This is a genomic window from Arthrobacter sp. AOP36-F1-5, from assembly GCF_058137995.1.
Map to the genome: position 1 here is coordinate 558,236 of NZ_CM176892.1, position 20,889 is coordinate 579,124.

Annotated in this window: 17 protein-coding genes; 9 read left to right on the forward strand and 8 right to left on the reverse strand. The window is 67.9% G+C overall.

What is annotated here, in order from left to right; translation table 11 throughout:
• Positions 1–99 precede the first annotated feature (99 nt).
• From AC3ZI9_RS02585 to AC3ZI9_RS02595, 3 genes are read left to right on the forward strand one after another with little or no spacing between them, the layout of a single operon-like run.
• On the forward strand, positions 100–228 hold the full coding sequence (locus AC3ZI9_RS02585) for a hypothetical protein (protein ID WP_443384065.1): 129 nt from the start codon (positions 100–102) through the stop codon (positions 226–228).
• On the forward strand, positions 225–1,823 hold the full coding sequence (locus tag AC3ZI9_RS02590) for an aldehyde dehydrogenase family protein (protein WP_444566630.1): 1,599 nt from the start codon (positions 225–227) through the stop codon (positions 1,821–1,823). Before AC3ZI9_RS02585 ends, AC3ZI9_RS02590 begins: the two co-directional genes overlap by 4 nt.
• A complete protein-coding gene (locus AC3ZI9_RS02595; RefSeq protein WP_444566631.1) occupies positions 1,820–2,638 on the forward strand; it encodes an enoyl-CoA hydratase/isomerase family protein in 819 nt (272 codons plus the stop codon). The genes AC3ZI9_RS02590 and AC3ZI9_RS02595 overlap by 4 nt, the downstream gene beginning before the upstream one ends.
• A gap of 111 nt (positions 2,639–2,749) precedes the next feature.
• Here the strand turns inward: AC3ZI9_RS02595 and AC3ZI9_RS02600 are convergent, their stop codons facing one another.
• The 3 genes from AC3ZI9_RS02600 to AC3ZI9_RS02610 all read right to left on the reverse strand — a co-directional run bounded on the left by AC3ZI9_RS02600 (position 2,750) and on the right by AC3ZI9_RS02610 (position 8,103).
• A complete protein-coding gene (locus AC3ZI9_RS02600) occupies positions 2,750–6,109 on the reverse strand; it encodes a S8 family peptidase (protein WP_444554193.1) in 3,360 nt (1,119 codons plus the stop codon).
• Between the two features lie 443 nt (positions 6,110–6,552).
• Positions 6,553–7,380, reverse strand: coding sequence for a hydroxymethylpyrimidine/phosphomethylpyrimidine kinase (locus AC3ZI9_RS02605; protein WP_443384286.1), 828 nt, complete (start codon positions 7,378–7,380; stop codon positions 6,553–6,555).
• Between the two features lie 9 nt (positions 7,381–7,389).
• The gene (locus tag AC3ZI9_RS02610; RefSeq protein ID WP_443384287.1) at positions 7,390–8,103 is read right to left on the reverse strand and encodes a TetR/AcrR family transcriptional regulator; all 714 of its coding nucleotides are present in this window, start codon (positions 8,101–8,103) and stop codon (positions 7,390–7,392) included.
• A gap of 159 nt (positions 8,104–8,262) precedes the next feature.
• Between AC3ZI9_RS02610 and AC3ZI9_RS02615 the strand changes: the two genes are divergently transcribed.
• The 3 genes from AC3ZI9_RS02615 to AC3ZI9_RS02625 are packed head-to-tail and all read left to right on the forward strand — an operon-like array spanning position 8,263 to position 11,373.
• A complete protein-coding gene (locus tag AC3ZI9_RS02615; RefSeq protein ID WP_443384288.1) occupies positions 8,263–8,991 on the forward strand; it encodes a queuosine precursor transporter in 729 nt (242 codons plus the stop codon).
• A 25-nt stretch (positions 8,992–9,016) separates the two neighbouring features.
• The gene (locus AC3ZI9_RS02620; RefSeq protein WP_443384289.1) at positions 9,017–9,706 is read left to right on the forward strand and encodes an ABC transporter ATP-binding protein; all 690 of its coding nucleotides are present in this window, start codon (positions 9,017–9,019) and stop codon (positions 9,704–9,706) included.
• On the forward strand, positions 9,703–11,373 hold the full coding sequence (locus AC3ZI9_RS02625; protein WP_444554192.1) for a DUF6297 family protein: 1,671 nt from the start codon (positions 9,703–9,705) through the stop codon (positions 11,371–11,373). The genes AC3ZI9_RS02620 and AC3ZI9_RS02625 overlap by 4 nt, the downstream gene beginning before the upstream one ends.
• Here the strand turns inward: AC3ZI9_RS02625 and tgt are convergent.
• The gene (gene tgt, locus AC3ZI9_RS02630; RefSeq protein WP_444554216.1) at positions 11,370–12,686 is read right to left on the reverse strand and encodes a tRNA guanosine(34) transglycosylase Tgt; all 1,317 of its coding nucleotides are present in this window, start codon (positions 12,684–12,686) and stop codon (positions 11,370–11,372) included. The genes AC3ZI9_RS02625 and tgt overlap by 4 nt on opposite strands.
• 140 nt (positions 12,687–12,826) lie before the next feature.
• On the opposite strand from tgt, the gene AC3ZI9_RS02635 reads away from it, so the two are divergent.
• Positions 12,827–13,894 (forward strand): FUSC family protein, encoded by a 1,068-nt coding sequence (locus AC3ZI9_RS02635; RefSeq protein ID WP_443382923.1) that lies wholly within the window; start codon positions 12,827–12,829, stop codon positions 13,892–13,894.
• A 6-nt stretch (positions 13,895–13,900) separates the two neighbouring features.
• Here the strand turns inward: AC3ZI9_RS02635 and AC3ZI9_RS02640 are convergent, their stop codons facing one another.
• Entirely contained in the window at positions 13,901–14,818 is a 918-nt protein-coding gene (locus AC3ZI9_RS02640) for a DUF6707 family protein (RefSeq protein ID WP_443382925.1), read from the reverse strand.
• Positions 14,819–14,821: 3 nt separating this feature from the next.
• Positions 14,822–15,361: an NUDIX hydrolase family protein gene (locus AC3ZI9_RS02645; protein WP_489923809.1), complete on the reverse strand. Its 540-nt coding sequence runs from the start codon at positions 15,359–15,361 to the stop codon at positions 14,822–14,824.
• Positions 15,362–15,582: 221 nt separating this feature from the next.
• Between AC3ZI9_RS02645 and AC3ZI9_RS02650 the strand changes: the two genes are divergently transcribed.
• A complete protein-coding gene (locus tag AC3ZI9_RS02650; protein WP_443382930.1) occupies positions 15,583–17,076 on the forward strand; it encodes an MDR family MFS transporter in 1,494 nt (497 codons plus the stop codon).
• A 33-nt stretch (positions 17,077–17,109) separates the two neighbouring features.
• Here the strand turns inward: AC3ZI9_RS02650 and AC3ZI9_RS02655 are convergent, their stop codons facing one another.
• Both AC3ZI9_RS02655 and AC3ZI9_RS02660 read right to left on the reverse strand, forming a co-directional pair.
• Entirely contained in the window at positions 17,110–17,826 is a 717-nt protein-coding gene (locus tag AC3ZI9_RS02655; RefSeq protein WP_443382932.1) for a VOC family protein, read from the reverse strand.
• On the reverse strand, positions 17,826–17,990 hold the full coding sequence (locus tag AC3ZI9_RS02660; RefSeq protein ID WP_443382934.1) for a CopG family transcriptional regulator: 165 nt from the start codon (positions 17,988–17,990) through the stop codon (positions 17,826–17,828). Before AC3ZI9_RS02660 ends, AC3ZI9_RS02655 begins: the two co-directional genes overlap by 1 nt.
• Before the next feature lie 380 nt (positions 17,991–18,370).
• Here AC3ZI9_RS02660 and AC3ZI9_RS02665 point away from each other — a divergent pair, with 380 nt between their 5' ends.
• A complete protein-coding gene (locus tag AC3ZI9_RS02665) occupies positions 18,371–20,887 on the forward strand; it encodes a GcvT family protein (RefSeq protein ID WP_444561332.1) in 2,517 nt (838 codons plus the stop codon).
• Positions 20,888–20,889: the final 2 nt, after the last annotated feature.

A 20,889-nucleotide genomic window follows, 5' to 3' on the forward strand; every position in this document is an offset into this window, starting at 1 on the left:
GCATGTGATGCTGGTCATGGGCGGGGGACTCTCTCCGCATCACCGCTGACAGGCAGGCAGGCCAACACCGAGCGGGTGCTGACCGAACAGGTCTCGTCAATGTCCGAGACTCTGATGCAGGATGGGACGCAGGGGTTGGACTGTTCGGCGATCGTCCAGCTCGTCGACGGGACCCATCACGACACAACCGGCGATAACGACACATCGACCATCGGAGGCGCAGCATGAGCCAGAACACCACCCCGCCCACCACGAACGGCGCCGCCGGCACCGACCCCCAGGCGGCTGCCCGCGCGGCCACGAACGAGGCCGCCGGCACCTCCGTGGAGGCCTCGCGCTCCACGGGCGCCGACATCCTGGACTGGCCGCAGTGGATCGACGGGGAGCGCGTGGACTCGGTCTCCGGGCAGTGGCGCGACGTCACCAACCCGGCCTTGCGTGAATCGGTCATCGCCCGGGTGCCCGCCTCCACCGTGGACGACGTCGAACGCGTGGTGGGTGCCGCACGCCGGGCATTCGGGGGATGGGCCGCCCAGCACTTCACCAGGCGGGCCCGCCCGCTGGCACTGATCGCCGATGACATCGAGGCGGAGACCGAGGAATTCGCGCGGCTGACCGCCCTGGACACCGGCAATGCGATCCGCACCCAGGCCCGTCCCGAAGTCGCTTCCCTGGTCTCCCTCTTCCGCTACTTCTCCGGCGTGGCCGGCGAATCCAAGGGCACCACCCTGCCCGCAGGCGATGACCAGCTGCAATACACCCGGCGCGAACCGCTGGGGGTCGTCGCCGCGATCCTGCCGTGGAACTCGCCGCTGATGATCGCCGGCTTCAAGATCCCGGCGGCCCTGGCCGCCGGGAACACCGTGATCCTCAAGGCCGCCGACGACGCCCCGCTGACGATCCTGAAACTGGCCGAGGTCTGCAACCGGCACCTGCCCGCCGGTGTGCTCAATGCGCTGACCGGTCGCGGGGCGGTCATCGGCGACGCGCTGGCCAAACATCCGGGGGTGGACAAGGTCTCCTTCACCGGATCCACCGAAGTCGGCCGCGGCGTCGCCGCCCAGGCCGGGGAACGGTTGGCCCACATGTCCATGGAGCTCGGCGGCAAGAACCCCTCGATCGTCTTCCCCGATGCCGTGGACGACCAGCTGGTGGACCAGCTGTTGCTCGCCTCGCGGTTCGCCCGCCAGGGCCAGAGCTGCACGGCCGGATCGCGGCTGTTCATCCACCGGGAGGTGTACGACGAGGTGCTCTCCGAACTGGTGCCGCGACTGGGCGCCATGAAGGTCGGGGACCCGCTGGAGGAAGCCAGCGACATGGGTGCGGTCATCAACGCCAAACAGCATGCCGGGATCACGGGGTACCTCGACGAGGGCCGCTCGATGGGCGGGTTGGAAACGCTCCTGGGCGGCAGCGCCCCCACCGAAGGTGAACTGACCCGTGGTTTCTACCATGTGCCCACCGTCTTCGGCGGGGGACGCAACGACTTCCGGCTGGCCCGTGAAGAGATCTTCGGGCCGGTGCTCATGGCTATCCCCTTCGACACCCGCGAGGAAGTCATCGAAATGGCCAACGACACCCACTTCGGGCTGGCCGCCTATGTCTTCAGCCACGATCTGGACCGCGCCCTGGACACCGCACATTCGCTGCAGGCCGGCTGGGTCCAGGTCAACCAGGGCGGAGGCCAGGTAGTCGGACAGACCTACGGCGGGTATAAGCAGTCGGGCATGGGACGCGAGGTCTCGTTGGAGGGCATGCTCGAAGGCTTCACCCAGACCAAGCAGATCAACGTGAAGCTGCGCCCGTCCAGCACCAGGTCATGAAGACCCCCGAGAAGGCCGCGGCGCCGAGCGGTCCAGGGATCACCGTCGGCGTCGAGGCAGGGGTCGGCACGATCACGCTGGTCAACCCCACCAAGCGCAACGCCCTGACCCGGGGCATGTGCCAGGACATCGCCGCCGCGGCGGCCGATCTGGATGACCGCCCCGATGTGGATGTGGTCGCCGTACGAGGGACCGGGGGAACCTTCAGCGCCGGGGTGTTCATCGGGGAGCTGCGCGACGTCATCCTGGACCAGGACGGCAGGACCGACCACCTCACCGCCGCGGACCAGGCACTCGCCCGGGTCGGCAAGCCGACCATCGCCGTCGTCCAGGGCCACTGCATGGGTGGGGGATGGCAGCTGGCCTCGGCCTGCGATTTCATTTTCGCCTCCACCGACGCCTCCTTCGGGATCACCCCCGCCAAACTGGGGATCATCTACCCGCGGGCCGGCATCGACCGCCTGGTGCGGCTGCTGGGCCCGGCCACGGCGAAATACGTGCTGATGAGCGCCCGGACGTTCGGGGCCCCGCGGGCCCGGGAGATGGGACTGGTCGCCGAGGTCGTACCCGCCGACGGGTTCGAGGACTCCGTCAGGGAGCTGTTCACCGAGCTCACCGCACGGTCGCGGTACTCGATGCACACCACCAAGGAGCTCATCGACCGGGCCACCGACCCGGCCACGGACCCGGCGGAGCTGGCCGGTGCCTGGGAGACGGCCTGGACGGAAATGGCCGCCGGGCCCGATATCGACGAGGGGGTGGCCGCGTTCCTGGAACGCCGGGACCCGGACTTCGGCTGGAGGCCCGGCCGCTGAGCTGTCCCCGGCAGGCAACGCGGGTCGGCCGGATCCAACGCAACACAGCAGGTGCTCATGAAGGAGGGGCCGGCGGATCGAAATCCGCCGGCCCCTGCTTTCATGTAGCCGTTACTTCTTGGTGAAGGTCACGACCTGGGCCTTCTTGCCCGTCTTGTTGTGCAGGTGCAGGAACAAGCCCTCTTCCTGGTTGGCCTTCTTCTTCGCCATCATCCGCTTCTTCGGGAAGGCGTTGGAGTAGTCCTGGACGTGTGCCGTGAGCTTCTGGCCCGGCAGGTCGGCAAAGGCCGTCCCGGTTCCGGCGCCCTCGAACCACAGATCCGGATCGACCGCGTTGTAGGCGATCCAGTCGGTGGTGTCGACCGGGACCTGGGCCCCGGACTCATCGGCGTTGTACTGGCTCCACGTGCTGACCCGGTACTGGACCTGGCCCGAAGAATCCTCGGACACCCCGAGGGCATCCAACGAAACCGGCAGGCTCACGGCACTGGTGTCGAACGTGTTGGAGTCCGTCTCACCGGTCAGGCCGTTGGTCGGCCAGAGGTCGACCTGCTCACCGGTCTTCAGGTCCTGCGTTGCCGCCAGATCGAGATCGAGGCCATCGACGTTGGTGTTGAACGTGACGAAGTCGGGCTTGCCGTCCCCGTTGGTGTCGATTTCCACGTTGATCTCCGTCCCGCCGGCCAGGTGGGCCCAGTTGCCGTAGGTGCTGATACCGAAGTTCAGCAGACCGTCGGAGACCCCGTTGGTCGGGGCATCGGAGGCGGCACCGACATACTGCAGATCCATGGCGCGGGCGCCCGGGATCTCGTCGATGGCCTTGGGCAGCTTCTTGCTGGTGGCACCGAGCTCGAACGCCGAGACCAGGGACAGGACGCGCTCGTCACCGTTGCCGGTGAGCAGGCCCTTGCCCTTGAGCTTCACCGGGGCGGTGACCTTGCCCTTCTTGGTCTTGATGTTGTTGCCCTTCACCCGCATGTTGCTGGACGCCTTGGGCGCGGCTTGGACGGGAACGCGCAGTGCCGGCTGGCCCTTGGCGCGCAGTTCGATGCGACCGGTGGCGTCGGCGAGGTACTGGCGGTTCAGGCCCAGCTGCTGCTTCTCCATGGTCGGATCCATGGTCTTGGCGAACTTCTGGGGCTTGATCGTCAGGGTGACCTTGACCTTCTTGGACTTGCCCGGCTGGATGCTGACCTTATCGGTGCTCAGTGAATACGAAGCGCCGGGGATCGTGGTCGAGGGCACGTAGTCCAGACGGTAGTGCTGGGTCCACTTGGAGGTGTTCTGCACGGTGATCGAGCTGGTCTTCTTGATCTTCTTCTTGCCCATCTCCACGACGCCGAACGAGAGCGTCGTCAGATCCGGGGCATCCGTGGCGAACGCGTAGGCGGGGGTCTTGATCGCCGCATCGGCGATCACCCGACCGGAGCCGACGCGGTTCGGACCAAAGGTCTCGCCGTTATCGGCGGTGACGTCGGCCGTGGCCGTGTTCATCACCATCGACTTGACCTGGTAGGCGCTGTAGTTGCCGGAGCCGGCCACCAGGGCGGCGATGCCCGCGGTCAGCGGGGTGGACATCGAGGTGCCGGTCATCACGGCCGGGCCGTTTCCGGTACCCACGCCTGCCGAGCCGATGAGCGTGCCCGGTGCGGCGACGTCGGGCTTGACGACGCCGTTTGAACCGTGGACCCCGCGAGAGGAGCTGGAGTTCAAGGTGTCCAAGGCACCGGATTCGCCGGAGGCGGTTCCGATGAGGTCCTTGTCGAGCTCGAGCTTCAGCGTGCCGGCTTCGGCGGCCGGACGCAGCTTCTCGGAGTAGTCCTTATTGAGCTGCATGCCCGGGATCTTGTCGTTGCCGGCAATACCGGCGTCGAACACGCTGCGCGGTGAATCCAGGACGACGCCGGCGCCGCCGGCGGCCTCGATGTTGTTGAAGCGTGCTGCCGAACCGCAGGGGAAGTCGCCGTCTTCCTCCCACTGGATCCAGACCCACTTGCCGTCGAAGTCGGTGTCGGCCGGGAAGGCGTCGCAACCGAACTTATTCGAGGGGTCGGCCATGACGACTTCACCGGTGAGCTGCTCCTTGGAGGCATCGGTGTAGTCGAAGCTGGCCGAATACTGTCCGGCGGCGGTGCCGGCCACGTCATCGGGGGTCAGGACGTTGGCCCCGTCGAGGGTGATCTTCGAGCCCACCGTGTTGGCCACGGTCAGCGAGGAGCGGGCGTTGCCCGGTGAGCCGCCGACGTCGGTCACGTCACCGGCGTTGCCGGAGGCGACGACCGAGAGGATCCCCAGTTCCGCCAGTGCATCGACGATGTCGTTCTCCGGATCGTCCACGGGGGAGTGGTCCGAGCCGAGGGACATGTTCACGATCTGGGCGCGGTCGCTGAAGTCGCCGTCGCCGTTGGGGTCCAGGACGTAGTCCAGGGCCTGGCCCACCACGGAGGAGGATCCTCCGCAGCCGAAGACGCGGATGCCCACGAGCTGGGCCTCCGGGGCCGAGCCGGGGCCGATCTTCATCGAGGAGACGCCCTTGGCATCGAGCGTGGAGTAGTCCCCGTCGAACGTCCCGCCCTCGGCGTCCACCCCGTAGCCGGCGGCACTGCCGGAAACGTGGGTGCCGTGCCCTGCCGCCTGGCAGTCCAGCGGGTTGGCGTCCGGCTTCGGGACTGGCTGGTAGGTCGGGGAGGAGGGATCGGCGTTGTAGTCGTCACCGACCAGGTCCCAACCGCCGATGAACTTATCCGGATCGATCAGCCCCGAGTCGGGGCCGGGCAGGTCGTCGGAGGCCTGTGCCTTCTTATAGGCCTCCACGGTGCCGGGACCACCGAAGTCCGCATGCGTGTAGTCGACGCCGGTGTCGAGCACGGCGATGGTGACCCCGTCGCCGGTCTGGTCCAGACCCGACCAGGCGTTGAGTGCCTTGGTGTCGATGACCGAGCCCTTGTTGGTCGGGGACTTCGGCACGATCGCGGTGATCTTCACGACGTCGGAACGTTTGGACAGGGCGCGCAGGGCGTCGGCGTCCCCGCGCAGGGCGACGCCGGGAAGGGCGTTCGTGGTGGTGTAGACGACCTTCGATTTGGAGGCCTTCGCCGCGGAGGCACCCTGCGACTCGATGTTCTTGCGGATCTGCTTGACCTTGGTCTTGTTCTTGACCGGGGCCGACTTGCTGCGGGCCACGTTCGAGGGCTGGGTGGCCGCGAAGGCGCCTTCGCCACTGAACTGGACGTAGGCGGTGACCTCGCCCTTCTTGCTGACCATGGGCCCTGAAACCTTCAGGTCCTGCAGCGTTTTGATGTCCTGTTGATCCAATGAGGAACCCCCGAAGGCCTCTGCTTGGCTTCCGGGGGTTGAATTGATGTCTTTCGGTGCGGCATTGGCGGGAACCGACATGGTGGCGGCCAGGGCCAAGCCTGAGACCGCAGCCACGACGGAACGGGCCAGCCGTGGCCGATGCGAGTGATTCATGATGCTCCTTGTAACCGATTGGGCGGTTTCGGGGCACCGATGGGGCTGTTACCCCGGAGCGCCCCACGCCATAGCCTAAGTGAGTGTCGTCACAAGTCAAGGAGTTGCTTTAGAGTTTCCATCGCGCCGGAACGGCGCTGTTGGCGCGGTTTTGGTGTCAAAAAAGAGCGGGTGCGCGAGCGGCTCGGGCAGGCCCTTGCTGCTACCGGATGGTAGTCGGGGCGGGGCTATGACACCCCAGATCTCGGCAGGTCGGCACTGGAGGGTCCGAGGGCTGGTCGCCGCAAACTTTCAATGAGTCGGTGTCACGAAACCACACGAAGTGTGGACTTCCGCGGAAAGTGTTCACTGGAGGGACCTCGAGGACCGGTGCGGCCGCCAAAAAAGTCGTGGCGACGACCCCTCGATGAGGTGTCGTCGCCACGACCGTGCCGCGGGGCCGGTCAGGCGGTGATGCCTCCCTGCCAGAGGGCGTCGAACGGCGCGTGGGAGGCCATCCGGTGTTCGATACCTGCGGTGACGAAGGTCTTGGCGGCCCGGGCGGCTTCCAGCGGGGTGGCCCCCTTGGCCAGCTCGGCGGTGACGGCGGCAGCCAGCGAGCATCCGGCACCGGAAACGGCGACTTCGCCGATCTTGGGGGTGGACAGGACCTCGGTGGTCGTCCCGTCGTGGAATACGTCGACGGCGTCGCTGCCGGCCAGGCGGATTCCGCCCTTGGCCAGGACCGCGGCACCACTGGCCTCGTGGATGATGCGGGCGGCACGCTCGAGGTCCTCGACGCTGTCGATGGTGATGCCCGACAGGGATTCGGCCTCGAAATGGTTCGGGGTCACGAAGGTGGCCAGCGGCAGCAACGTGGATTTCAGTGCCTGGTCGGTATCCAGGGCATGTCCGGGCTCCTGGCCCTTGCAGATCAAGACGGGATCGAGCACGACGTTCTTCCACTGCTGGGCCCGCAGTGCGGTCGCGACCGTGTCGATCGTGGTCGGGCTGCCCATCATGCCCAGCTTCACCGTATCGAGCTGACCGGAATAGCAGGTCTGGATGGCCTCGAGCTGGTCGGCGATCACCTGGGGCTCCACGGGAACGAAACGGTGATCCCACCCCTGTTTCGGGTCGAAGGAGACGATGCAGGTCAGGGCCGTGATCCCGAAGGTTCCCAGCTGCTGGAAGGTCTTCAGGTCGGCCTGTGCCCCTGCCCCGCCGGTGGCTTCGGAACCGGCGATGGTCAGCGTGATGGCCGGGGAGGAATGCTGTTGCGTGGAAGTCATGCTCTCATTTTAGGGTGTTTCGTCGCGTTGCACGTTGCGGACGACCCCGATCACGTCATCGATGATGTGCCGGACCACCGGAAGCCTGGACAGAACGGCCAGGCGGGCCATCAGGGCCGCCGCATTCGCGGCCAGCCGGCGACTGCGATCGGCGTCGGGCGAGGAATCGTAGGCCCAGAAGATGATCAGGCCGCGTTGGACCAACCAGAGCAGCTCGGGCAGGTCGTCGCGGATCGCCAGGGGCGGTCGGGGCAGTGATGCGGCGACCGCCTGGCGCCACAGGGCGAACTCCTTGGCCCGGGTGACACCCGCCGTGGTGGTGGTGTCGGGGCTCATCGCCGCGCGGATCAACACGGAACCGAAATCGTGGAACGGGGCCACCGCGTCCAAGGCCGCATCCAGCACGATCCGGATGTTGTCCTGCAGGTTGTTGCCCGACAGCAGTAGTGGGCGGGCGGCACGCAACTGTTCATCGATCAGCCCGCGGGCCAGCTCCTGGACCAGATCCTCCTTGGAGGAGAAGTGGTAGTAGGCGTTGCCCGGGGAGACCCCGGCTTCCGCCGCGATGGCACGCATCGTGGTGCGGTGGAAGCCGTCGCGCGAGAACAATGCGAGGGCGGCTGTCTGGATCCGGGCCCGGGTGAGGGCTGATTTATGGGTCTTCGGTTCCATCGTTGCCTCGTCATCGCCGGGATCAAGCCCACCATAGCAAGTTTTGAACATGTTCAAAATATATTTCGTCCACGGCTTGCGACCGGAATCCCGGGCCGGCCGTGGACATGGGAGAATGGGAGGCGTCAAGTGCTAATACAGCGGGCGGCGGACCCGGGGCGACCCGGAGCACCCTGCCTGGCGAACCACTTCCAGAAGGGGAACCACCTCATGCCCGCCACCTCCGGCGACTCCGTCAACACCATGCCCACCGAACCGACGACGGGACGCGCCCGCCAGGCCGTCTTCGCCTCCGCCGGAAGCCCCTACTTCTCGGCCGTGCTGGCCCTGATGGCCGTGGTGGTCATCCTGTCCAACATCGGCGCGACCAAGGGGGTGAGTTTCGGACCGATCATCACCGACGGGGGTTTCTTCCTCTTCCCGCTGGCGTACATCCTCGGCGACGTCGTCAGCGAGGTCTATGGCTTCAAGGCGGCCCGTCGGGCGATCATCATCACCTTCCTGCTGGCGGCGTTCGCGACCTTCTGCTTCTGGGTGATCATCATGTTGCCCGCCGCGGATTTCTACCACGGTCAACAGGAGCTGGAACGGACCCTGGGCCCGGTCTGGCGGATCGTGGCCGCCTCGCTGTGCGGGTTCCTGGTCGGCCAGACCCTGAACTCATATGTCCTGGTGAAGATGAAGGACCGCTTCGGGGAAAAGGGGCTGGTGGGACGGCTGATGGGCTCCACCGGGGTGGGGGAATTCGCCGACACCCTGATCTTCTGCTCGATCGCCGCCTCGGTGATCGGCATCGCCGACGCCGGACAGTTCATCAACTACGTCCTGGTGGGGTTCGTCTACAAGACGGGGGTGGAGTTCCTCTTTGTGCCGATCACCACGCTGGTGATCCGCTGGTTCAAGCGCCACGAACCCACCTACGGCCAGAGCCGGAGCTGAGACGGGGGCCGGTACGCTGGGCGGTATGGATACGCAGGACGCCCCATTGCTGACCGCCCGGGAACTGGTCGCCGGTTACGGCGAATTCGAAGTCTGCGGACCCCTGGATCTGGTGTTCGACCGGGGAGACGCCCTGGGGATCGTCGGGCTGAATGCCGCGGGGAAGTCCACCCTGTTGCGCACCCTCATCGGCCGTCAGCCCCCACTGGCCGGTACGGCCTCGGTGCTGGGGGTCTTCACCGACGACACCTCCCACATCCACCGCCGGATGATCTCCGCGGTCTTCGACGAGGACGCGTTCTTCGATTCGCTCACCGTGGAGGAACACCTGCAGCTCATCGCCTCGGGGCACGAGGTCCCCGACGGGCAGGAAGCCGTGGAGCGGGAACTGGAATTCTTCGAACTCACCACGGCCCGCCACGCCCTGCCCGGGGCCCTGTCCTCGGGCCAACGCCGCCGCCTGCTGCTGGCCGCCGGGATGATCCGGCCCAGCGAACTACTGGTCCTGGACGAGCCGGAACAACGACTGGACCCGCCGATGCGCGCGAAACTCGCGGTGAGGTTGCGGGCCCGGATCGACGATGGCGGGGCGGTCCTGCTGGTCACCCACGACGCCATCCTGCTCACCACGGTGGTGGACCATTGCCTGATCGTCGACGAGGGACTGCGTTTCGCCACCGCAGCCGAAGGCGCCGCGGCCATCGGCGGAGCATGAGCGTCCACGCCTCCGGGGCGGGACGGTCCCTTCCAGCATGGGTCCCCGGGGGCCCACCCTCGGACTTCGACCCGGTCGCGGCCACCCACCGGCTGCGCCGGGATCGCCGTCGGGCGCAGCGGCCCGACCGCTGGAGCGATTTCTACATCACCTTCTTCGGGGCCGTCATCCTGTTGGCCTACCTCTCCGGCGTCGTCCAATTCCTGGCCCAGGGCATGCGCGCATCGGCCGCCGGATCCCTGGTCCGCGAGGGCATCGCCGTCGTCCCGGGGGCCGACGCCGGCTCGGCCCTGCTGCTGCTGGCCCTGCTGGGGGTGGCGTCCCTGCTGAGCCGGATGGGGCCGGTGGCCGTGGACCGGGCCCAGGGCCTGTGGTGGTTCTCGCTGCCGGTGGACCGGGTGCCGATGCTCGCCCGGCAGCTGCGGAACCGGTTGGTCTGGGTCTTCATCGTCGGCGCCGTGCTCTGGCTGCCGTTGGGCCTCTCCGCCGGAACCGCCTCATACAACGGATTCAGCGGCCCGCCGCTGGGCGAACTGGCCGCCGGCAGCTTCACGCTGGGCGCCGAATTCGTGTTGGTCGGACTCCTGGTGGCGGCCGGCCAGATCCTGCATCTGCGCCCGATGGTCGGCAGGGGGCTCCGGGTCCTGGGCGGCCTGATCGTCCTAGCCTACGCCGTGGACGCGATCCTCCGGGCCGCCGGAACGGCCAGGTTGCTGACCCCGGGGATCTGGGCGGGCCTGCCCTCGGCGTGGCCATCCACGGGGAACTGGGCCATCCCCGCGGCCCTGCTGCTGGTGGCCCTGGTGGGCTGGGCGGTGGTGCGTCCGTTGCTGGGGCGGATCCCCACCTCGGAGCTGCTCGAGGCCGGTGGAATCAGCGGACACGCGGGGAACTCACTGGCCCTGCTCGACGCCCGGTCGCTGCTGGGCTCCTTTGCCCACGGCCCCCGCCGGCGCAGCCATGTCCGTGATCCCTGGCCCCGGATGATCCCCGCACGCTTCACCGGCGCCCCGGTGGGGGCCCTGCTGCGGGCCGAAGCGCTGGTCCTGCTGCGCACCGGTCCGGTGTGGGGCCGGCTGGTGATCAGTCTGGCCCTGCTGGCCGGGGCCGTCACCGCCCGCGGCGGGGGCACCGCCGTCGTACTATGCGTGGCCATCGCGGTATCGGCGACCCTGGCCGGGCAGGCCGCCGGGGTGGCGGCGGCCGAGGCGGCCCGGGTGCCGGGGCTGGACGCCCTGCTGCCCCTGGATGCGAAGTCCGCGCGCAAGGCCCACGGGTTGCTTCCGGCGATCGTCTTGAGCGCCTGGGGCGCACTGGCCGGGGCCATCCTGGGGTGGGCGCTGGTCGGACCGGGCGCGCCGGGACAATGGATCCTGCTGATCGGAATCGGGGTGTTCTGCGGGATCGGCGTGGCCGGAGGATCCCTGCGGCTGGCCTACCGGCCCGAACTGGATTGGGATGCGGTGTTGCAACGCCAGATGTTCGGCCGCGGCGCCCTGCCGCTCATCGGCCATGCCGTCCACGGGCCGGAACTGATGCTGATCGCCGTCGTCCCGTGGGCCCTGGCGGTGCTGGGGGCAGCGATTCCCGCCGTGCTGCTGGTGCTCACGGTGGGCCTCGGGGTGGGCGCTTGGTTCGCCGGGACGTACCGCCCCCGGCCTGCCTAGAGGCCCTGCGGGTCGGGGGCGCCAGCGTAATAGGCGGCCAGCGTGGACTCCTTCAACGCGGCGAAGGTACCGTCTTCGATCGCCTCACGGGCCCGGTCCACCATCGAGACCACGAAGTATTCGTTGTGGATCGAGATCAGCGTGTGGCTGACCAGTTCCTTCGCCTTGAACAGGTGATGGATGTAGGCGCGGGAATAATGCGTGCACGTGTAGCAGCGGCAGCCTTCCTGCAGCGGGGTGAAATCGGCGCGGTAGCGGCGTCCCGAGAGGTTGAACCGGCCGTGGGCCGTGTAGAACGCCGAGTTGCGGGCCACCCGGGTGGGGGAGACGCAGTCGAAGGTGTCGGCACCGTTCTCGATGGCCGTGAAGAGGTCATCGGGCTCCGAAATGCCCAACAGGTGCCGTGGCTTGTCCTCGGGCAGTTCCTCCGAACACCAGCCGACGATGGTGCCCAGGTTCTCCTTCTCCAGGGCCCCGCCGATGCCGAAGCCATCAAAGGGCATGTCCCCGAGATCCCGGCAGGCCTTGCGCCGCAGATCCTCATACTGGGCGCCCTGGATGACCCCGAAGAGCGCCTGGTAGGGCTTGGGGAAACGTTCGTCGGTGAGCCGGAAGTGCTCGATGATGCAGCGTTCGGCCCAGCGTCGGGTCCGCTCCAGGGATTCGACCTGGTAGCCCCGCGAATTATGCAGGGTCGTCAGCTCGTCGAAGGCGAACATGATGTCCGCGCCGATCCGGTGCTGCACGCCCATGGAGATCTCCGGGGAGAAGCGGTGCCGGTCCCCGTTGAGGTGGGATTTGAACCAGACCCCGTCCTCGTCGACATTGGCCAGGCGTTCCTTGCCGGGGGCCACGGTGTCGTCGCCCCCTGCGGCGGCGGCACCTTCCATGTCGATGACCTTCTTGAACCCCGAGCCCAGGCTCATCACCTGGAAGCCCCCCGAATCGGTGAACGTGGGTCCGGGCCAGTTCATGAACGCCCCCAGCCCGCCGGCGGCGTCGAGGAGGTCCGAGCCCGGCTGCAGATACAGGTGGTAGGCGTTGGCCAGTACGGCCTGGGCCCCCAGCTCGGCCACGGCTTCGGGCAGCACGGCCTTCACGGTGGCCTTGGTCCCCACGGCGATGAACGCCGGGGTGCGGATGTCCCCGTGCGGGGTGCGAATGGTGCCGGTGCGTCCCAGCGAGGCGGATCCGTCGGCGTGGGTCAGCCGGGTGCCGACCTCGAAGGAGAACGCGTCCTGGCGTGGATGCGGGGCCACGGCGATCGCGGGGTCCGACGCCGGGGCCTCGGGGGCGGAGGCGGCGGTCGTCACGTCAGGAGGGGAATCGGTTTCAGACACCCCACCATTTTGCCCCATGCCGACGGGACGTTGTGACGAACGCGCCAGCGATGACCCCGCGACCGCGGGCCGGCGGGTCATAGGGTGGATGCAGACACCAACCCAGGAGAGCAGTGGACGACTCATTGACGCTGCGTCGACTGCTGACGCTGGGACCCGGCGACAAGGACCCGTGGATCGGGGTGCGCTGCGGTCTGGGAGTGTTCCTGCCATTGGCTGTGCTGTTGGGCCTGGGCCGGCTGGACCTGGCGATCTTCGCGATCTTCGGGGCCTTCACCGGGATCTTCGGACGCGTTCCCGGCCACCGCGACCGGCTGCGCTCGCAGGCCAGCGCCGGGGTGCTGTTCGTGGTGCTCATCGGTGCCGCCTGGGCGGTGAACGTGCTCCTGGTCGACCATGATTCCCCGGCCGGGGGATGGGTGATCGTGGGGCTGACGACCCTGGTGGCCTGGGCGTGTTCGCTGGCCACCGGATTCGCCCAATTGCGGCCCGCCGGCTCCCTGTTCCACATCTTCTGCTTTGCCGCGATCGCCTCCATCCCCGAGATCCCCGGGCTCGGGATGGTCCTGGTCACCGCGATCGCCACGGTGACGTCGTGCGTGCTCCTCGGACAGCTTGGACGCGTCTCCGCCGGACGGCGGACCCCGTGGAACGTCGGCGGGCTGCGGCCGCAGAGCCCCGCGGTCCAGCTGGCCATCAAGGTGGAATCCATCGGGTACCTCGTGGCCGCGGGGCTGGCCGGGACGGTCGCCCTGCTGGTGGCCCCGGTGCTGGGCACCGGCCACCCCTACTGGGCGATGGTCGCCGCCGTCGTCCCCCTCGTGGGACACACCACCCGCCACCGCATCGCCCGCGGGCTGCACCGCGTGTTGGGCACGCTCACCGGGTTGGGCGTCATGGCACTGATCATCCTGGCCGAACCGAGCCCGTGGATGATCATCCTCTTCCTCGGCCTGGCCCAGTTCGGCGCGGAAATGCTCATCACACGGAACTACTTCTGGGCGCAGGTCTGCGTCACCCCGCTCGCCCTGGTCGGCATCTCGCTGGTGGCGGGCATGAGCACGCAACTGCTCTACGACCGGATCCTGGAAACGGTCATCGGCTCGGTCATCGGGGTGGCCGTCGCCCTGGCAGGCTCGGCACTGCGCCGACGCCTGCCCTTCGCTGCGCCCGTCGGCTGAACCGGGTCAGTCGGGGGCGTCGGCGTCGTCGGCCGCCTGCGCGGCCTCCTGCTGTCCCGGTCCGTCGATGGAGCGCAAGGTCTCCAATTCGTTGTCGACCATGCGCTGGAGCTCCTCGCGGGTCAGCGCCCGCGACCCGCCGTGTGCCAGCAGATACAGCAGCGCGTCGAGCCGCTCGATCCGCCAGGAGCGGATGGCCACCAAGTCACCGGCGGCGGTGGCCCGGTGGATTTCGCGGTCGAAGAGGTTCGGCTCGTCGAGTTGGCGTTGGCGCAGCTCGGCCGTGAGCTTGTCCTTCAGCGGGTCCTCCTCGATGTGGTCGGTGACCCGCAACGATTCCGAATACCGGTGGGAGGCCTCGGAGTCCCCGTCGGTGGCGGCGAGGTAGGCGGCAATCGCCAGAGCCGACTGGATGGACTTCCACCGCCCGAAGTTCCCGTCGAAGGGAAGTTCCGTCAACACGCCCAGGGCCCGCCACACATTCGGCTGGTCGTCGAGCTCGACGAAGAGCAGATGGGCCAGATCGCGGACGTCCTCCAGCTGGGCCCCGGATTTCGGGTTGAAACCGCGGCTGAGCTTGGCGATGGGGGCCAGCACCCGCTGGTCCCACGGATATTCGCGGGCGATGGAGATCAGGATGGCCTCGGGCGAGCCGTCCTCCACGGGGATCACCGTCAATTCATCCAGGGTGGCCTCCGGCGGTGGTTCCACGGTGTGGACGCGGATGGTCGAGCCATGGGCGATGGTGACCTTCTGGCCGTTGTCCAGCGTGGCTTCGATGTAGGCCGGGGTGCCGAAGCTGTCCGGAACGGTCCGGACGCCGGTCACCGGCAGGCTCGGGGACCCCGTACGGGTGATGAACCGGTTTCCCGGAGCCACTTTTTCGGCGCGAACGGCCCGGATGTAGTCATGCTGCAAGGTCACTACCTACTCGCACCAGCCCGCATGGGCCAGCGCCTGTCGAAGGATGTTGGCGCGGCCACCGGCGAATTCGTCACGGATGGAGGGGCTCAGGGCCTCGCTCGGGGTCAGCCAGGTCAATTCGAGGGCGTCCTGGCGGGGACTGCATTCGCCCCGGACGGGGATGACATAGGCCAGGGCCACGGCATGCTGGCGTTCGTCGGTCAGCCCGGTTTCCGAGGGGGAGGGGAAGTACTCGGCGACGGTGAAGGGCACGGGGCTCAACGGCAGTTGCGGCATCGCCAGCGGGCCGAGGTCCTTCTCCATGTGGCGCACCAGGGCGGCGCGGATGGTCTCGCGGTACATGACCCGACCCGAGACGAAGGTGCGGGTGAAGTGCCCTGCGGCGTCGGCGGTGTAGAGCAGACCGACCTCGTTGACATAGCCCAGCGGGTCCAAGCGGACCGGAATCGCTTCGACGTAGAGCATGGGCAGGCGTTGCCGGGCCTCATAGAGGTCTTCTTCAGAGAGCCAGCCGGGTTTGGGGTCCGGGGTACGAACGTTCATACCCCCATGTTTATCGCATCCACCCCGACACTTCACGCCCCCATTCCGGGACGTGACGGATTGACGGAAAAGGGCTGTGGGGTGGATCACTGGTCAAACTGCCGGGTCACGTGATGGTTTATCGTGGTTCGGAACCCTCGATCACTTCTTCGGGCCTTCACCCCACCACCGATGCACCCGGCGGCGCCGACCGGCGCGGCCGATCAACCAGAGGACCCCCTGTGCTTTCCGAAGACTCCCCGCTGGACCCGGGACACTCCGACCCCGCTGGCTCCACCGTCGTCCGCGATGACCGGCTGGACCCCGCCGCGAAGATGACCATCGGTGTGCTGCTCGTCTCGGCCTTCGTGGTCATCCTCAACGAAACGATCATGAACGTGGCGCTGCCCCGGCTGATGGTCGCCTTCGATGTGAGCGCCGACGCCGTGCAGTGGCTGGCCACCGCGTTCATGCTGACCACCGCGGTGGTCATCCCCACCACGGGCTACCTCTTGCAGCGTTTCTCGCTGCGCACCGTCTTCACCCTGGCCATGGGGTTGTTTTCCGCGGGGACCCTGCTGGCCAGCTGTGCCCCGGGCTTCGAGGTCCTGTTGGGGGCCCGGGTGATCCAGGCCAGCGGCACCGCGATCATGCTCCCGCTGCTGATGACCACCGTCCTGGACCTGGTGCCGGCCGCCCGTCGCGGGATGGTGATGGGCAATGTGTCGATCGTGATCTCGGTCGCCCCGGCCATCGGGCCCACCATCTCCGGGCTGATCCTGCAGTACCTGTCCTGGCGGTTCATGTTCCTGATCGTGTTGCCGATCGCCCTGGTCGCCCTCATCGCCGGGGCCCGTCGGCTGCCCCGGGAGGCAGTGGCCGGTTCCATGCCGCTGTCCATCCCCTCCCTGCTGCTGGCCGTTCCCGGCTTCGGCGGGCTGGTCTACGGGTTGAGCCGGATCGGTGGCGGCAGCGAAGGGGCCGGGCAGGGCCCGGAAGTCGGCGCCCTGGTGGCGCTCGCGGTCTCCTTCGTCTCGCTGGCTGCGTTCACGGTGCTGCAACTGCGTCTGCAGCGCAGCGACACGGCACTGCTGGATCTGCGGCCCTTCACCTACCGGAACTTCACGCTCGCCCTGTCCCTGATGGTCCTGGCCATGGTGTCGCTGTTCGGGGTGATCATCCTGCTGCCGATCTACCTACAGAACGTGAGGGACGTGGACACCCTGGGCACCGGGCTGTTGATGCTCCCCGGCGGGCTGCTCATGGGCCTGCTGGCGCCCCTGGTGGGCCGGATGTACGACAAGGTCGGTCCGCGCCCCCTGCTGATCCCGGGGACGGCACTGCTCTCGGTGGTCATGTTCGCCTTCTCCAGACTGGCCTCCGACACCCCGATCTGGTGGGTGCTGACGTTGTATCTGGGCATGTCGCTGAGCTTTGCCTTCATCTTCACCCCGGCCTTCACCACGGCCCTGAACCCGTTGCCGCATCGCCTGCACTCGCATGGCTCCGCGGTGCTCAGTACCCTGCAGCAGCTCGGTGGGGCGGCGGGAACCGCCCTGTTGGTCGGCATCCTGGCCTCGCGGACGGCCACCTCGGCCCTGGCCGGTGCCACCGGGATCGAGGCGCAGGTGACCGGATTCCGCAGCGGGTTCTTCGTCGCGGCGATCCTCAGCCTGTCCCTGGTGGTGCTCAGTCTGTTCCTCGATGGTCGGGACCGGGACGGGGCCTCCGAGTAGGGTCGGGACCCCCGGACTCCTCCAGCCCCGCGGCTAGTCGGCGATCCGGTGGTAGCCGTAGAGATCCTGCTGGGCTTCGTTGATCCAGATCGGCTCCCCTCCATCGGGGTTGCCCACCAGCACGGTGCGTCCATAGGACTCGTCGATCAGACTCGCGTCCAATCCCGCCTCCCGCAGCCGGGTGTGCAGGGCCTCGGCATCGCCGTCGTACCCGAAGCTGAGCGTGGCAAAGGCCCGGGGGCCCGAATGGGTGGCGACCAGCCCGCCGTTCTTGGCCTGGAACTGGACCCAGCCGCCGCTGTCGCTGGCGATGCGGGGACGCGCGCCGATATGGCGCAGGGTCTCGGCGGGACCCTGCGGCTCGGGGGTCATCCACAGCACGAGCACCTGGACGTCGGGGTCGGCCGCTGCCGGTTCGGGGCGGGAGGCCTGGACGGTGACGGGGAAGGCGAGGCCATCGGGGCCGGTGACGGTGGCTGTGCTGCCGTGGGCTTCCTCGGTGACCTCCACCGGGGTTCCCGCAGCGCGGGTGCGCCGGGCGAATTCCTCCAGATCGCCGACCTCGAAGGACAGCAGCGTGGTCCCTGCCGGGTGATCGGCGTCGGTGGCGTGCAGCCGGACACGGCCGGACGCGGCGTCGAACTCATGCCAGCCGTCGGTGTCGACGGCGTGGGCCAGGCCGAGGGCCTCGAGCAGGGTGGTCCAGGGACCGATGTGGTCGGTGAACCGGATGGGGGCCAGGCGCAGCATTAGTTCTTCTCCTTCAGGTGTCCGGTCAGGGCCTCGGCGACATAGGCCGAGAGGGAGGTCTCGGCGTCGATGGCCGCGTGCTTGATCTCCCGCACCAGTCCGGCGGGCAGGTAGACGTTGAATTGGACCTTCCGGTCCGGATCCGGGGTGGCTTCAGTGGGCATGATTAGGATGCTAGCAAAGTAGTTTGCTTGCGCATAGACACTGGTGGCCGATTCTGCTGGTCCTGCCTCGGAAGGGCGGGGAATTCACGGGCCTGACCCGGGCCGCGAACGACTCAACGGGACCAACCGTTACGCGCTGTACCATCGGATCCGCACGCTCAATGACAGGAATTCAAGCCCCGCGAGATCGCCCGGTTCATCGCCAGGCCCGAACGCGGCGAAGCCTCCCACGCCCACCCCGGATTCAGCGAGATGCCCACGCGGGGACACACCCCTTGACGGCGACCGCCAAACGCGCAATGGTTCAGCTACGGCGGTTCATGCACGGTGGCCCGAGCTGCCCGCCGCGTCAGTGAACGACGGCCGATAGAGGTGGCGTCATGGGTACGGTTCCCGCGAGTGCACGAGTAGTGGTGATCGGCGCCGGAATCGTGGGCAATTCCATCGTCCACCACCTGGCCCGCCTGGGGTGGCGGGATATCGTCCAGCTCGATAAGGGACCGATGCCGAATCCGGGCGGGTCCACCGGGCATGCCTCGAACTTCTTGTTCCCGGTGGACCATTCACGCGAAATCACCGATCTGACGGCCGACAGCATCCGCCAGTACAAGGAAATGGGCGTTTTCACCCAATCCGGCGGATTCGAGGTCGCGCGCACCGCCGAACGGATGCAGGAGCTCCACCGGCGTCTGACCTCGGCCCGGGCCTGGGGCATTGAATCGGAGATGGTCACCCCGGAAGCCGTGGTCGACCGCGTGCCTTATCTCGAGCCCTCGATCATCCGCGGGGCCTTCTGGACCCCCGGGGTCGGGGTCGTCGACTCCCAGGGGGCGGGCACCTTGATGCGGGAGGCGGCCCTGGGGCTCGGGGCGCTGCAGGTCTGCCCCACGGTCGAGGTGACCGGCATGGAGGTCGAGGACGGGCGAATCCGCCGGGTGCACACGGACGCCGGAACCATCGAGGCCGATACCGTCGTCATCGCCTGCGGTGTCTGGTCGCCGAAACTGGCCAGGATGGCCGGGGCCTCCATTCCCCTGAGCCCCACGGTGCACCAGATGATCAGCGTCGGACCGGTTCCGCAGTTCGCCGACACCAGCGGTGAGATCTCCTTCCCGATCATCCGTGACATGGACACCGGATGCTACGAACGCCAGCACGGCGGTGATCTGGAGATCGGCTCCTACGCACACCGGCCCATCCTGCACGACGCCGAAGACATCCCCTCCATCGCCCAGTCCAAGCTTTCACCCACCGAAATGCCGTTCACGGAAGACGACTTCGACCGACAACTGGAACAGGCCCTGGAACTGATGCCCGACATCCTGGGCAACCCCCAGGTGGAGATCAGGTATGCCATCAACGGGCTGCTCTCACTGACCCCCGACGGCGGCCCGCTGCTGGGGGAGACCCCCGAGGTGGCCGGGCTGTGGTCCGCGGCGGCCGTATGGATCAAGGAAGGCCCCGGCGTCGGACGGATGATCGCCGAATGGATGACCACCGGAACCCCCGAATACGATACGCACGCCGCCGACATCGCCCGCTTCCATCCGCACCAACGCACGCGCACCCATGTGAAGGCCCGTGTCGAGGAGGGCTTCCACAAGACCTACGGCATCGTGCACCCGTCCGAGCAGTGGCTGAGCAACCGCGGGGTCCGCCTGGCCCCGATGCACCAGGCCGAAGTGGAGCTCGGAGCCACCTTCTTCGAGGCCGCCGGCTGGGAGCGGCCGCAATGGTACGCCTCGAATGCGCCACTGCTGGCCGAATACGGCGACGCGGTCATGGACCGGACCGCCGAATGGGATTCGCGGTGGTGGTCACCGATCATCAATGCCGAACACCTGGCGATGCGGGAGCGGGCCGGGATGGTGGATCTCTCCGCCTTCGCCATCTTCGACGTGCTCGGCCCGGGGGCACTCGCCACGGTGCAGCGGGTCGCGGTGGCCCAGATGGACGTGGACACCGGACGGGTCATCTACACCCCGGTGCTGGACGCGCGCGGAGGTTTCCGCTCCGACCTGACGATCATGCGCCTGGGGGAGGAACACTTCCGGGTGGTCACCGGGGGCGGCAGCGGGAACATCGACCGTAAGTGGTTCTCCGACCGGCGGGTGGATCCGGCCACCACCCAAGTGGTCGACCGCACCTCCGAACTGACCACCATCGGCCTCTGGGGCCCGCGGGCCAGGGACGTCCTGGGCCGGATCACCGACTCCGATATTTCAGCGGAGGGCTTCAGGTTCGCCCGCTGCCGGACCCTGGAAGCCGGCCCCCTGGAGGTCCACGCCTCGAGGATCTCCTACGTCGGGGAACTGGGGTGGGAGCTGTATGTGCCGATGGAGCAAGGGGCCCGGCTCTGGTCGCTGCTGGCCGAGGCCGGCCGGGAGGATGGCCTGGTGCCGGTGGGCAACGGGGTCTACGGGACCACCGGACGGTTGGAGAAGGGCTACCGGGCGTTCGGTGCGGAACTGGACGCGGAGCGGACCATCGTGGAGACCGGAATGATGCGGCCGCGGGTGAAGGCCCAGAACTTCATCGGCCGCGACGCCTATCTGCGCCAACGCTCCCAGGACCCGGCGCGCATCCTGTGCACGTTGCAAGTGGACGATCACCGGGACGAGGCGGGGGTGCGCCGCTACATGCTCGGCGGTGAAGCGGTCACCGGTCCCGAGGGGGAACCGCTGATCGACGCGCACGGGCGCGGGGCCTATGTCACCTCGGCGGGATCGGCGCCATCGCTGGGCGTGCATCTGCTGATGAGCTTCCTTCCCCCGGCGCAAGCGCGGGTGGGAACCCGGCTGGCCGTGGACTACCTGGGCCGTTCCTATCCGGTCAGCGTGGTCGCCACCGATGCGACCGCCGTCTTCGACCCCGAGAACCTCAGAATCAGGAGCTGAAA